Source organism: Streptomyces sp. NPDC001843 (genome assembly GCF_042891955.1).
Taxonomy (GTDB): domain Bacteria; phylum Actinomycetota; class Actinomycetes; order Streptomycetales; family Streptomycetaceae; genus Streptomyces.
In genome coordinates, this window is record NZ_JBIATQ010000017.1 from 47,343 (window position 1) to 59,657 (window position 12,315).

14 protein-coding genes and 2 pseudogenes are annotated in these 12,315 nt (G+C 68.3%); 15 read left to right on the forward strand and 1 reads right to left on the reverse strand.

Annotated features, from left to right (window positions below):
- Window positions 1-46: 46 nt before the first annotated feature.
- The gene (locus ACFYZQ_RS33725; RefSeq protein WP_389156178.1) at window positions 47-1,231 is read left to right on the forward strand and encodes an ROK family protein; all 1,185 of its coding nucleotides are present in this window, start codon (window positions 47-49) and stop codon (window positions 1,229-1,231) included.
- Window positions 1,232-1,348: 117 nt separating this feature from the next.
- On the forward strand, window positions 1,349-4,072 hold the full coding sequence (locus tag ACFYZQ_RS33730; RefSeq protein ID WP_389156181.1) for a sugar-binding domain-containing protein: 2,724 nt from the start codon (window positions 1,349-1,351) through the stop codon (window positions 4,070-4,072).
- A gap of 91 nt (window positions 4,073-4,163) precedes the next feature.
- Here ACFYZQ_RS33730 and ACFYZQ_RS33735 read toward each other — a convergent pair.
- Window positions 4,164-5,207, reverse strand: a pseudogene (locus ACFYZQ_RS33735) (hydrolase); the annotation flags it as partial.
- Window positions 5,208-5,311: 104 nt separating this feature from the next.
- Between ACFYZQ_RS33735 and ACFYZQ_RS33740 the strand changes: the two are divergent.
- The 13 genes and pseudogenes from ACFYZQ_RS33740 (at window position 5,312) to ACFYZQ_RS33800 (ending at window position 12,252) form a co-directional block, all read left to right on the forward strand.
- Entirely contained in the window at window positions 5,312-5,566 is a 255-nt protein-coding gene (locus tag ACFYZQ_RS33740; RefSeq protein WP_389156184.1) for a hypothetical protein, read from the forward strand.
- A gap of 171 nt (window positions 5,567-5,737) precedes the next feature.
- On the forward strand, window positions 5,738-6,604 hold the full coding sequence (locus ACFYZQ_RS33745; RefSeq protein ID WP_389156187.1) for a WhiB family transcriptional regulator: 867 nt from the start codon (window positions 5,738-5,740) through the stop codon (window positions 6,602-6,604).
- Entirely contained in the window at window positions 6,591-7,439 is an 849-nt protein-coding gene (locus ACFYZQ_RS33750) for a RecB family exonuclease (RefSeq protein ID WP_389156190.1), read from the forward strand. Before ACFYZQ_RS33745 ends, ACFYZQ_RS33750 begins: the two co-directional genes overlap by 14 nt.
- Before the next feature lie 10 nt (window positions 7,440-7,449).
- Window positions 7,450-7,632, forward strand: coding sequence for a hypothetical protein (locus tag ACFYZQ_RS33755; RefSeq protein ID WP_389156193.1), 183 nt, complete (start codon window positions 7,450-7,452; stop codon window positions 7,630-7,632).
- Between the two features lie 71 nt (window positions 7,633-7,703).
- Complete coding sequence (locus tag ACFYZQ_RS33760; RefSeq protein WP_389156195.1) at window positions 7,704-8,675, forward strand: DNA cytosine methyltransferase; 972 nt, start codon at window positions 7,704-7,706, stop codon at window positions 8,673-8,675.
- The gene (locus ACFYZQ_RS33765; protein ID WP_389156198.1) at window positions 8,672-9,268 is read left to right on the forward strand and encodes a hypothetical protein; all 597 of its coding nucleotides are present in this window, start codon (window positions 8,672-8,674) and stop codon (window positions 9,266-9,268) included. The genes ACFYZQ_RS33760 and ACFYZQ_RS33765 overlap by 4 nt, the downstream gene beginning before the upstream one ends.
- A 60-nt stretch (window positions 9,269-9,328) precedes the next feature.
- A complete protein-coding gene (locus tag ACFYZQ_RS33770) occupies window positions 9,329-9,472 on the forward strand; it encodes a hypothetical protein (RefSeq protein ID WP_389156201.1) in 144 nt (47 codons plus the stop codon).
- Window positions 9,473-9,493: 21 nt separating this feature from the next.
- A complete protein-coding gene (locus ACFYZQ_RS33775) occupies window positions 9,494-10,303 on the forward strand; it encodes a hypothetical protein (protein ID WP_389156204.1) in 810 nt (269 codons plus the stop codon).
- Entirely contained in the window at window positions 10,300-10,476 is a 177-nt protein-coding gene (locus ACFYZQ_RS33780) for a hypothetical protein (protein WP_389156206.1), read from the forward strand. The genes ACFYZQ_RS33775 and ACFYZQ_RS33780 overlap by 4 nt, the downstream gene beginning before the upstream one ends.
- Window positions 10,473-10,826 (forward strand): SLOG family protein, encoded by a 354-nt coding sequence (locus ACFYZQ_RS33785; protein WP_389156209.1) that lies wholly within the window; start codon window positions 10,473-10,475, stop codon window positions 10,824-10,826. Before ACFYZQ_RS33780 ends, ACFYZQ_RS33785 begins: the two co-directional genes overlap by 4 nt.
- Window positions 10,827-11,046: 220 nt before the next feature.
- On the forward strand, window positions 11,047-11,448 hold the full coding sequence (locus ACFYZQ_RS33790) for a hypothetical protein (RefSeq protein ID WP_389156212.1): 402 nt from the start codon (window positions 11,047-11,049) through the stop codon (window positions 11,446-11,448).
- Window positions 11,370-11,579: pseudogene (locus tag ACFYZQ_RS33795) on the forward strand (CHC2 zinc finger domain-containing protein); the annotation flags it as partial. The gene ACFYZQ_RS33790 and the pseudogene ACFYZQ_RS33795, both read left to right, overlap by 79 nt.
- A gap of 34 nt (window positions 11,580-11,613) precedes the next feature.
- Window positions 11,614-12,252 (forward strand): toprim domain-containing protein, encoded by a 639-nt coding sequence (locus tag ACFYZQ_RS33800; RefSeq protein WP_389156215.1) that lies wholly within the window; start codon window positions 11,614-11,616, stop codon window positions 12,250-12,252.
- The last annotated feature ends 63 nt before the right edge of the window (window positions 12,253-12,315 follow it).

A 12,315-nucleotide genomic window follows, 5' to 3' on the forward strand; every position in this document is an offset into this window, starting at 1 on the left:
TACTAGATGCGTCAAGTATGCGCCGTTCATGCACGAGAATGGTCCGATGCCCGCCAGCGACGCCGTGGACCAGCAGGACCAGCCCTGGAACCGGCAGCGTCTGCGCAGCACCAACGAACGGCTGCTGCTGGACCGGCTGCGCGCAACCGGTGCGGCCTCGCGCGCCCAACTCGCCCGTGACACCGGCCTGTCCAAGCCGACGGTGTCCAGCGCGCTCGCCTCGCTGGAGGCCGCCGGACTGGTCCGCGAGGTCGGCACCCACGCCCCGGAGCGCGGCCGGACGGCGGTGCTCTACGCCCCCGACCCGGCGGCCGGGTACGCGCTCGGTGTGGACGTGGGCCGTGGCTGGCTGCGGGTGGCCGTCGCCGACCTGGACGGCACGCTGGTCGCCCGGACCGATGTGCGCAACCGGGCCCGCGGCTCCGAGGCACTGGCCGAACTGGTTGTCTCCGCGGCCCGGCAGGTGGTCGCGAGCTCCGGTGTGGACCCGGCCGAGGTGGTGCACGGGGTGGTGGGCACCCCCGGTGTGTACGACGAGAAGCAGCGGCGGGTGCGGTACGCGATGCACCTGCCGGGCTGGGGCCGGGCCGGTCTGCTGGACCGGCTGCGCGAAGAGCTCGGCGTCCCGCTGGAGGTGCACAACGACGCCAATCTGGCCGCCCTCGGCGAGTACACCTACGGCGTCGGCGCGGGCAGCCGACTGTTCGCGTACATCTTGATCGGCACCGGTCTTGGCATGGGTGTGGTCAGCGAGGGACGGCTGTTCACCGGGGCGCACGGCCTCGCCGGGGAGATCGGGTTCCTGCCGTGGCCCGGACAGCAGAAGCCGGAGCGGTTGGAGGACGCGGTGTCCGGAGTGGCCGTCGTGGAGGCGGCCCGCCGGTTCGGAATGAGCGGGCAGCTGACCGCGAAGGCCGTCTTCGACGCGGCTCGGCAGGGCAACGCGGCGGCACGCCGGGCGGTGCAGCTGGAGGGCGAGCGGATAGCGCACACCGTGGCCGCGGCGGCCGCCGTACTGGACCCCGACCTGGTGGTACTGGGCGGGGGTGTCGGCCACAGCGTGGACCTGCTGCTCGGCCCGGTCCGGGAACACCTGCGCGCACTCACCCCACTGCGGCCGAAGCTCGCCCCGAGCCGGCTGGGTGAGGACGCCGTGCTCCTCGGAGCGGTCGCCACGGCGCTGGGCACGGCGCGGGAGACGGTGTTCGAGCGAAGGTCGTCCGGGACGTGAAGGCCGCGCCCGTTGCGGACGGGCACCCCGGCCACGGTGATTGACACGGCCCACTCGGCGCCCTAGCTTGAGCCAGGTTAGTAAAGTTTCCTAACTTTACCGAGGCTGGAGACCGCCGTGTTCCCTCGCCCCGCCGCTCACCGCCGCCTCGCCACGGCCGCCGTCACGCTGGGCCTGCTCTGCTCGCTCGACACCGGCGCCTGGGCGGGGTCCCAGTCCCCGGCCGAGTCGCACGGGCGGGCCCGGGTCACCCGCGTCCCCTCCGCCGCCGGGACCGGCACCGCGCTCTCCGGCTACGCGATCCAGTCCACGGCGAGGGTGAGCGACTCCCCGTCGGCCGTCTCCTCCCCCGGCTATCCGACCACCGGCTGGTACCCGGCGGGCCCGCGCTCCACCGTCCTCGCGGCCCTCCTCGCCGACGGTGTCTACGCCGACCCCTTCTACTCCACCAACCAGCAGAAGATCCCGAAGGCCGACTTCCAGGTCCCGTGGTGGTACCGCTCCGACTTCACGGTGGCCGACACAGGGCAGCGCACCTATCTCGACTTCAGCGGGGTGATCTCGGCGGCGGACGTGTACGTCAACGGCAAGCAGGTCGCCGGGACCGCGGACGTCACCGGCGCCTACACCCATCACGAACTGGACGTCACCCCGCTCGTGCGAGCGGGCACGAACACGGTCGCCTTCCGTATCCGGCCCAACGAGCCGAACAAGAACCTGACCATGGGCTGGATCGACTGGCTGCAGCCGCCGCCGGACCAGAACATGGGCATCGTGCGGGACGTCCTGGTCCGTCGCGGCGGTCCGGTCGCGCTGCGCGACGCGCACGTGATGACCGCCCTGGACGTGCCGTCCCTGGCCTCGGCGGACCTGACGGTGAAGGCGCGGGCCCGCAACGACTCGGACACGGCCGTCACCGCGGAGGTCACCGGGAGCGTCGGCGGGACCACCTTCACCAAGGCCGTACCGCTCGCCGCGCACGAGACGAAGACCGTGACGTTCACCCCCGCCGACACCCCCGGACTGCACCTCGACTCCCCCCGGGTGTGGTGGCCGGCGGGCATGGGCGGGCAACCTCTGTACGACCTGTACCTCACCGCGTCCGTCTCCGGCACCGTGTCGGACACCGCGCACCAGTCCTTCGGCATCCGGGACGTGCAGGCGCCGCTGAACTCCGACGGCGCCCGCCAGTACCGGATCAACGGCCGCCGGCTGCTCGTCAAGGGCGGCGGCTGGTCCCCGGACGAGTTCCTGCGCTGGGACGGCACCTACGTGGAGGACCGGCTGAAGTACGCCCTCGATCTCGGCCTCAACACCATTCGTCTGGAGGGCCACATCGAGCCGGACGAGTTCTTCGACCTCGCCGACCGGTACGGCATCCTCACGCTGCCTGGCTGGGAGTGCTGCGACAAGTGGGAGGGGCAGGTCAACGGCAGCGGCGAGTCCGGCGACACATGGACCGACGCCGACTATCCCGTGGCCAAGGCCTCGATGGCCGCCGAGGCCGCCCGGCTGCGCGACCATCCGAGCGTGATCTCGTTCCTGATCGGCAGCGACTTCGCCCCCGACGCCACGATCGAGAAGAACTACCTGGACGCCCTGAAGGCGGCCGACTGGCAGACCCCGGTGGTCGCCGCAGCCTCCGACAAGTCCTCGCCGCAGCTCGGCAGTTCGGGCATGAAGATGACCGGGCCCTACGACTGGGTCCCACCGGGCTACTGGTACGCCAAACGCGAGGGCGGAGCCACCGGCTTCAACTCCGAGACCAGCGCGGGCCCCGACATCCCCACGCTCGACACACTGCACCGGATGATGACACCGGACGAGCTGGACACACTGTGGAAGAACCCGGGCGTCAAGCAGTACCACCGCTCCCCGTCATCCGTCTTCGGCACCCTCAAGATCTACGACAACGCCCTCACCGGCCGCTACGGCGCCCCGACAGGTCTCACCGACTATGTGCGCAAGGCACAGCTCGCGCAGTACGAGGCGGTCCGCGCCCAGTTCGAGGCGTACCAGCGGGGCGCCACCGACGCCTCGAAGCCCGCCACCGGGGTCGTGTACTGGATGTTCAACAGCGGCTGGACGTCCTTGCACTGGCAGTTGATGGACCGTTACCTGGACCAGGGCGGAGCCTACTTCGGGGCGAAGAAGGCGAACGAGCCACTGCACGTGCAGTACTCCTACGACGACCGCTCGGTCGTCGTGGTCGGCAACCGGCACGCCGCCGCCTCGGGTCTCACCGTTCGGGCCACGCTGTTCAACCCCGACGGCACGCAGAAGTACGACAGGACCGTCACCGGGGTGTCGGTGAACGGGGACGGCGCCCGCAGCACCGTACTCACACTGCCCTCGTCGGTGAGCGGACTGGCGACGACGTACCTGGTCCGTCTGACCCTCACCGACTCCTCCGGCAAGGAGGTGAGCCGGAACGTGTACTGGCTCTCCACCCGGCCGGACACCCTCGACTGGGACAACACCGACTGGTACCACACACCGACGACGAGCTACGCCGATCTGAAGGGGCTCGCCTCGATGGCGCGGGCACCGGTGTCGGCGACGGCGTCCACCGTGTCCTCGGACGGCACGTCGACCACGACGGTGACCCTGCGCGCCACCGGCGACGGGAAGACCCCGTCGCTGCTGACGGACGTGCATCTCGTCGACGCGGCGGGCAAGCCGGTGTTGCCGGTGCGCTGGTCGGACAACGAGGTGAGCCTGTGGCCGGGCGAGTCGGTGACGCTGACCGCCACCTACCGCACGGCCGATCTGCACGGTTCCGCGCCGCGGGTACGGGTCTCCGGCTGGAACACCGCACAGCAGACGGTCCCGGCCCGGTGATCGGCCGGGGGCGGCCCCCGCGCGGGCCCCGCCCGGGTGCGGGGGGGGCCCCGCCCCCCGCGCGGCCCCCCCCAACCCCCGGGCCCGCGGGTCAGCTGACGTTGAGCGCCGTGTCGTCGACGACGAACGACGTCTGGAGCTTCGAGCCCTCCGTGCCGGTGAACTTGAGGGTGACGGTCTGCCCGGCGTAGCCGCTGAGGTTGAAGCTGCGCTGGGTGTAGCCGGAGGCGGCGTTGAGGTTGGAGTACGTCGCCAGGGTGCCGAGCACCGACCCGGAGCTGTTCAGCACCTGCACGCCCAGGGTGTCGTAGGCGGTGCTGGTGGTGGTCTCGGCGGTGTCGATGTGCAGGTAGAAGCTGAGGGTCGCGGAGCAGCCGGCGGGGATGGTCACCGGCTGGGAGAGGGTGTCGGTGGTGGCGGTGCCGTTTCCGTCGAGCCAGGCGTAGTAGGAGCCCGTACGGGCCGGCTCACTGCTCGAGTTGGTGATGACGCCGCTGCCGGCGCTCCAGGTGGTGCTGCCCGACTCGAAGCCGTTGTTGCCGAGGAGCTGGGCGGCCGCGCAGGAGCCGGTGCCACCGCCCCCGCCGCTGCTGCTTCCGGAACCGGCCAGCCAGGCCGTTGCGTTGAGGGCGAGGGCCGCGTTGGTGGCGCCGGAGTCGTTCCAGCCGTCGTAGAGGGTGTTGCCGGACTGGCCGGTGCCGTCGTCGACGGGTGAGCTGTCGCCCCAGAAGGCGACGCGGCCGCTGCCGAAGGTGCTGGTGAGGAAGAAGGCGCCGGTGTTGCCGGAGTAGCCGCTGCGGTAGACCAGGCCCTTGACGGCGGAGTTGTCGGAGGGCTTGAGGGTGGCGGTCGTGCCGTCGGCGATCAGGCTCTTGGTGACCGTGCCGAAGGAGCCGTGCAGCACCGGGTCGGTGGAGTCGCTGATCGCGGCCGGGTAGCCGGATTTCACGTCGAGGGAGTCGATGGAGAAGCCGAACGGGTCGGTGGAGTCGACGCTGTTGTTGGTCATCAGGTCGTTGAGGATCTCGACCGCGTCCTCACCGTCGTTGTTGCGGTCGGCGCCGGTGTGGTCGGAGATCATGAACAATCCGCCGCCGTTCTTGACGAAGTTCATGATCGCCGTCTTCTCAAAGGCCCTCCGGCCATACGCAGGTTCTCGCATTTGAACTGTCCGTAGCCTGACCAGCACAAACGACAAGGGCCCCCGCTTCAGTGGGGGCCTTCGTCATGGGAGGAACCATGGCCGAACCGGACTGGAAGGCCGACCTTCAGCGGACCATCGACGCCTGGGTAGTGGGCGGCGAGATCGTCAAGCTCGGCGCCTACGGGGCGCTGATGCCTCACATAGAGGCCGCGTACCAGCGCGGCCTGATGGCCGGCCGGAGCCAGGCCGGATACGCCACCCGCCGCAAGAGTAAGGAGCTGCCGTGCCCACCGTCCCCGTCTGCCACCGGTGCAAGCGAGTCCATTGCATCTGCGGGTGATGCACCGTGACAGACGGATTCACCCGCCTACAGAAACTGATCATCGTGGCCGCCCTCGTGGCGGCCTTCGTCATGAATGGGGTACCGCATTGGAACGTGATCGGGCCGTGAGGTGGCGGCTCGCCGCTTTGGCCGTCGGGATTGCCGTCGGTTTCGTCGTCGGTGCTCTGTGGAGTCACTGATGGTGCTCTTCGACCCCCACCGAAAGTGGGGGCCCCGGGGCATCTGCCGGTACGAGGACCGCGGTCTGTTCTTCGCCGAAGGCATGCACAACCGCAAGCCGGCCGAGGCTGTACAGGCCCTCTGGAACCAGGCCAAGGAAATCTGCGCCATGTGTCCCGTCTTGCAGGAGTGCAAGCGGGACACCTTGGGCGAGGAGTACGGCGTATTCGGCGGGCTCGACCAGTTCGAGCGGTACAAGATTCGCCGGGCACTGCCGCAGGCGGTACGGAACTGGCCCCGAGAGCGTCAATTGGCGTGGGGAAAAGAGCTGAGCGTCATGCGGGAGGGGGGTCTGTCCTGGGCCACCATTCAGGCGCAGTGCGGCATGCCGCAGTCTGCCGCCGAGTTCTTGATTAACCGCTGGAGGGACGAGCCCAAGCGGCCGGTGGCCGCCAAGACGAAGATTGTCGATCTCCAGTTGCCCTCAGTGATCAGGGAGAAGCCCGAGTTCCCGGTGAAGCCGGGCAGGCGTCACGCATGGGTGCGGCACCGCGGTGTTGTCTCGGACGCCTTCTATCGGGGCGAGACGCCTGACGGTGAATGGCTGTGCCTGACCACCGTGGCCGGGAGAGGCCAAGTCCATAAGTGGTTCCGCAAGGAAGACGTCCGCATGTACAGCCCGCAAGTGGTCGTGATTCTCAACTACGCCGCGCGACCGACCGGCCATGCGGCAGAGAACGCGATGAAGACGCATTGCGTCAATGGCCATCTCTTCAGCAAGGCCAACACCCGCGTGGACAAGCGCGGGTGGCGTATCTGCCGCGCTTGCCATGACGGCCGGGAGGCCGAAGACCGGGAGGAAGAACCAGCCCATGCGGCTGCCTGAGCACATCTCACATTCGGCCCGGGAGACGCTGGAACGCTGCGCCAAGCAGTACTTCCTTACCCGGGTCGTGAAAGCCCCGCAGAGACCAGCTCTGTGGCTCGCCGGGGGCTCCGCCGTGCATGAGGCGACAGAGAACTACGACCTGTTGCACTTCGCCGACATGGCGGAGGACTTCCAGGCCGCAGACGTCTGGAACGCCTTCTTTGATGCCCAGCTGGCCGAAGCCAGGGAGAAGGAGGAGAACGAGAACCTGTGGCGGAAGTCCGCCACAGAACCCATCGAGGTCTGGCGACGGATGGGCCTTCAGTTCGTCCAGGCCTATGTGGACTGGAGGGAGCGCAGCCCCTGGGAAATCTGGACCACGCCCGATGGCTTCCCGGCCATCGAGCTGGACGTGTCGGGCAAGCTGCCAGGCTGCCCGGTGGAGATCAAGGCCTATCTGGACCGGGTTTTCTGGGACCCGGTGCTCAAGAAGCTGGTCATTGTCGACCTGAAGACCGGCAAGCGGGCGCCCAAGAACGCTGACCAGTTCGGCACGTACCGCGCTCTCCTCAAGGCCAAGTACGACGTGGACGCCGACATGGGCGTCCCGTTCATGAACCGCCGGGCTGCGCTCGGCAAGCCGTACGACCTGACCGAGTACACCCCGGAGCTTGTTGGCGACGTCTACGGCGAAGCCTGGTCGGCCATCCAGGACTACATGGCGGCCGGGAGCTTCCCGGCGGACACGTCGGACTGCTTCCTGTGCGACGTCAAGGCCGCCTGCCACGCGCAGAACGGGCCGCTGGCCCACCTCTACGACCCGGCGTCGCCGGGCTACCCCATCCCCTTCTGAGGAGCCGCCCATGCCCGGCAAGAACACCAACAAAGACAAGGCCATGGCCGCCGACTTGAAGAAGAGGGGCGTGGAGCGCACCACCGGCAGGTGCCCGTGGGGCTGCGGACGGCCCATCCCGAACGGCGGGGGTGCGCTGGTCGCGCACCTGGGCCAGTGCCGGGGGCGGTCGAAGAGTGCTGCCCGGGTGTGACTGCGGCGCCTGCTGCGAGGCCTGCGGCCACGAACCCAACTGCATAAGGAACGAGCAGCCCCAGGAGGACGATGGCGATCCTGAGCCTGTGTACGGGCTATGGGGGCCTGGACATGGCCGTTGAGGCTCTAACCGGTGACAAGGTCGCCTACGTCGCAGAGAACGACGAGGCGGCCTCTTTGTTGCTCAAGCACCACTGGCCCGAGGTCCCGAACCTCGGGGACATCACCACCTACGACTTCGCCCAGCTGCGTGGCGAGGCCGACAAGATCACAGCCGGTTTCAGTTGCCAGGACATCAGCAACGCCGGTGGAAGAGAGGGGATCAATGGCAGCAGATCCCGGGTCTGGAAGGACGTATGCCGAGCCATACGCGACGTTCGACCTCGATACGCGTTCTTGGAGAACGTCGGGGCGATCAGGTCGCGCGGGCTCAACGTCGTCGCTGAAGATCTGGCCAGCGTCGGGTATGACCTCTGGTGGACGTCTCTTCGAGCTTCCGCCGTGGGAGCCGCCCACATCCGTCTCCGCTGGTTCGGAATCGCCCTCCCTGCCAACACCCTTGCTCAAGACGCCCACGGCCCAGCTCGGGACGAATGGCTCAGCCCAGCACCCGGACAAGCGTCGTGGGGGGGGCACGGACCAACCCTTGACGACGAAGTCTCCTTCCTTCTTCCCCACGCCAACAGCGGCGGACGGGACGGGAGGGCCGGGGACGAGCCCGAACCGCAAGGGCGGGATGAACCTCCGGACAGCCGTCACTCACCTGCCCAGTGGTGGGGCGAGTACCTGCCCGCCATCCGCAGATGGGAGGAACTGAGCGGGATACCCGCTCCAGCACCCACAGAGATTGGACCCCGAGGGGGCCGCCGACTGGCGGCCCCCTTTGCTGAGTGGCTGATGGGTATCGAGCCCGGCTACGTCACCGACGTGCCGGGGCTGGACCGCGCCCAGCAGTTGCACAAGATCGGCAATGGCGCCATGCGTCACCAGGCGTACGCCGCGTATGAACACCTCCTCAACCTCATGAAAGAGGCCAAGTGACCGACACCCCTGAAGCTGTTGAGCCCGATGCTGAGGCCGAGGGCTGGGACGATGCCGCAGATGGTGCGTCGTACCCGGAGTACCCGGCTAACCCGCACAACCACCGCTTCACCATCTCCATCAACTCCCAGGGCCCCATGGTCGTGGCCCGTGCCAACACGGGAGCCGAGGTGAAAGAGGCCTTCGAGGAGCTGGAGGACCCCGCCGTCGGGGCGGCCCTGGGCCGCGCCTGGGCGGCCTTCAAGGCGGGGGCAGCCTTGGGCAACGGGCTGGGCGCCACGCCCGTCCCGGCAGCTCCTGCGGGCCCTGTGCCTCCGCCTCCGGCGGTGCCCGGCGTGCCTACCCCTCCGCCTCCGCCACCGGCTCCGGCGGTGAGCAACCGCGGAGCGGAGTACGCACAGGCCGGCTGGTACCGGCTCAGCGTGCCCTACCCGAAGAAAGCCGAGTTCGACGGCATCGTTGCGCAGTACGGCATGCGCAAGGGCCGCCCGTCCGAGGGAGGTCAGTACTCCTTCCACAAGGACAGCAAGGCTTGGTACGTGGACCCGCAGTACGCGGGAGCCTTCCCGCAGTTCTCGCCCGTCCCGGCGTAGGCCATGGCTTCCCTGTGGGCCCCCTCCGGCGCCATCATGGCGCCGGGGAGAGGGGGTGTCATGCCGACGAACTACCGTCTGAGCGAGTACGACAAGAAGCGCCAGCAGGAGCTGAACAGCGCAAACGCTGCCGGTTTCTGGATCGCGTTCTTCGCGATCGCGGGTGTGCTTGCGCTGTACTTCGGCATCAAGGCCGGGGGGTAGATGCTCACACTCTCCCGCTCCGTGACGCGGGCGGCCAGCGGCAAAGAGCCGTTGCCGCCCGCTTTTGCGTCCTGGGCGGCACAGGGGATTCGTCCCCGGCGGGCGTCGGTGTCGATGCTCGCCGGGGTCCCCGGCTCCCACAAGACGCGCGTCATGCTCAATGCCGTGGTGAACATGGGCGTGTCCACGCTCGCCTTCTCCACGGACTCCGACCAGGACACGATCAGCTCCCGCCTGCTGGCCAGGGCCACGAACACGCCCACCTCGGTCACTGAGGAGTGGTTGAGGACCGAGCCGGAGAAGAGCGCCAAGCTCCTGGCGCAATTCGACTTCATCCGCTGGGACTTCAGGCCCGATCCCACCATGGATGACATCTGGTTGGGGCTGTACGCCTACCACGAGACAGAGGGCCGCTACCCCGATCAGACGGTCATCGACATTGCCTCCGACGTCGGCCACGACGCCGGAGACGAATGGGCGTCGCTCCGCGACCTGATGCGTCAGGCGAAGGTGATCGCGAGGGAAACGGGCACGCACCTGTGGCTGGTGCACCACTGCTCGGACTCGCCGAACACCAAGCGGCCATGCCCGAGGCGAAGCGATATCCACGGCAAGATCGCCGCGATTCCGGAGTTGATCGTTACCTGCGGCGTGGACGCCTCCGGCGCCCTGTACGCAGCGCCGGTGAAGAACCGGCACGCCAAGGCATCGGCGGATGCCGAGATCCGCATCCCCATGACGCTGACCGCAGAGACGTCGTACGTCGGGGACTACGTACCCCCAGCCCCCGCCTACGTGGGCTGGGACCCAGGAGAGGAGGGGTGGGGGTGAAGCGTCGCAGAGTCTGGCGGCCGTGCCGCCTCCGGCATCGCTGGTCCCGCTGGGCCCTGATCAAGACGGACTTCGGCCCTGGCTGTGTCGAGATCGACCACGACACCGAGTTCCGTATGTGCCGCAACTGCGGCCATCAGGAGATCCGGGAGCCTCTGTGCGAGTCATCGTGAGGGGGTCCACAGCCTGGCAGCACGCAGGCGAGGTCTACGAGGAGCTGACCCGCCTCTACCTTCAGCACGGCCCGTTCGTGCTGGTGCACGGCGGAGGCGGCACCGGCGTGGACGCCGCTGCCCATCACTGGGCCAGGGTCGCTGGCCGTGACCTCGGGTGCCTGGAAGTGCGCCATCCGGCGAACTTCGCAGAGCACGGCAAGAGGGCCAGACCGGTCCGTGACAAGGAGCTGGTGAAGGCCGGGGCTGACTTGGCCCTGATCTTCTCGCTCCCTGGCGACGAGGAAGCACAACAGGTCGTCGACCTGGCCAAGGAGGAAGGCATCCCCGTGCAGGAGATCACCACATGAGCGACGAACACAGAGGCCTCCCGCATGACCTGGAGGGCCTGATACCCCACCGCCCGCTTCCTCAGGAATGGAAGCGGGTTCGCTGTTTCAAGCAGGGCCCTTGGTGGACCTGGGAGCACCACTGTCCGGGCAGGCCGGTCAGTACTCCCACGTCCGGCTTCCCTCACGGCTCATGGGCCTCTGCCTTTCACTACGCCGACGACCACGCCCGGCGGTGCCTGTGAGCAGCAAGAGCAAGGCCAAGGGCACGGCCGCAGAACGCGAGGTAGTCAACTACCTCAAGAACTGGTGGCCGACCGCGGAGCGGCGGGCCCTGTCCGGCAACAAGGACAAGGGCGACGTGGCCGGGATTCCCGGTGTGGTCGTGGAGGTCAAGGCCGCGCAGCGGCAGGAGCTGGCCAAGTGGCAGCGGGAGACGTTGACCGAGCGGCGTAACGCCGACGCTGCGCAGTGCGTGCTGGTCGTCAAACGGGCGTACAAGCCCGTGAAGGAGTGGGACGCGTACCTTCCTTGGGACGTGATCGGAGCGGGAGGAGCCGAAGGTTGGGCACGTATGGATCTTCAGCTGGCCGTCAGTTTCCTGCTCTTCCCATCGCTCCTGTCCTCGCCCACTACGGCGTAGACCTCCATGAAGGCCGCTGGGGCAATGAGCTGGTGCTCTGCCCCGTGCACGGCGAACGCCGTGCATCCATGTCCGTCTCAGTCGAGAAGGGCGTCTTCCACTGCTTCGCCTGCGGCGCCTCCGGTACCGCGGTGAAGCTCGTACAACTCATGGAGGGCTGCGACCTTGCAGACGCTCTCCGCCGAGCAGAGGAGATTCTTCGAGCAGGCGGCCACGACGTACCAGACCGATCTGTCCGGCGATACCGCCGCCCTGGCCTACCTGAAGACGAGGGGGCTCAGCCCCGCGGACGCCGCTACGTTCCGCCTGGGCGTCGTGAGACGCCCGCTGGTCGGGCATGAGCAGTACTCCGGCCGGCTGGCCATCCCCTACCTGACCCCCTCCGGGGTCGTGAACATCCGCTTCCGCTGCCTCCAGCCGCACGACTGCAAGGCGATGGACTGCCCCAAGTACCTGTCTGCGAATGCGTCCGAGACAAACCTGTACAACGTCCTGGACCTCAAGAAGGACTCGTCTTCCATCGTCGTATGCGAGGGCGAGATGGACACCATGTCCTTCTCCCTGGCCGGTATCCCCGCCGTGGGCGTGCCCGGCATCGAGGCCTGGCAGAAGCACTTTGCCCGCTGCCTGGAGGACTTCGAGGTGGTCTACAGCGCCGGGGATGGCGACAAGGCCGGGGCCAAGCTGAACGGGCTTCTGGCCCGCGAGGTGAAGGCCAGGCCGCTGCGCTTCCCGCTGGGCGAGGACGGCAATTCGATCTACGTGAAGGAAGGGACCGATGGCCTGCGAAGACTGCTCGGATGAGCCCCCCATGACCTCCGAGGAGGAAGAGGAGGCGCCGCCCGTGTGCGGGCACCCGGAGTGCCC

What these genes read in the sequence shown, in the direction of transcription:
- ACFYZQ_RS33725 (WP_389156178.1), top strand. Translation starts at nt 47, where the DNA reads ATGCCCGCCAGCGACGCCGTGGACCAGCAGGACCAGCCCTGGAACCGG.
- ACFYZQ_RS33740 (WP_389156184.1), top strand. Translation starts at nt 5,312, where the DNA reads ATGGCCGAACCGGACTGGAAGGCCGACCTTCAGCGGACCATCGACGCC.
- ACFYZQ_RS33745 (WP_389156187.1), top strand. Translation starts at nt 5,738, where the DNA reads ATGGTGCTCTTCGACCCCCACCGAAAGTGGGGGCCCCGGGGCATCTGC.
- ACFYZQ_RS33750 (WP_389156190.1), top strand. Translation starts at nt 6,591, where the DNA reads ATGCGGCTGCCTGAGCACATCTCACATTCGGCCCGGGAGACGCTGGAA.
- ACFYZQ_RS33755 (WP_389156193.1), top strand. Translation starts at nt 7,450, where the DNA reads ATGCCCGGCAAGAACACCAACAAAGACAAGGCCATGGCCGCCGACTTG.
- ACFYZQ_RS33760 (WP_389156195.1), top strand. Translation starts at nt 7,704, where the DNA reads ATGGCGATCCTGAGCCTGTGTACGGGCTATGGGGGCCTGGACATGGCC.
- ACFYZQ_RS33770 (WP_389156201.1), top strand. Translation starts at nt 9,329, where the DNA reads ATGCCGACGAACTACCGTCTGAGCGAGTACGACAAGAAGCGCCAGCAG.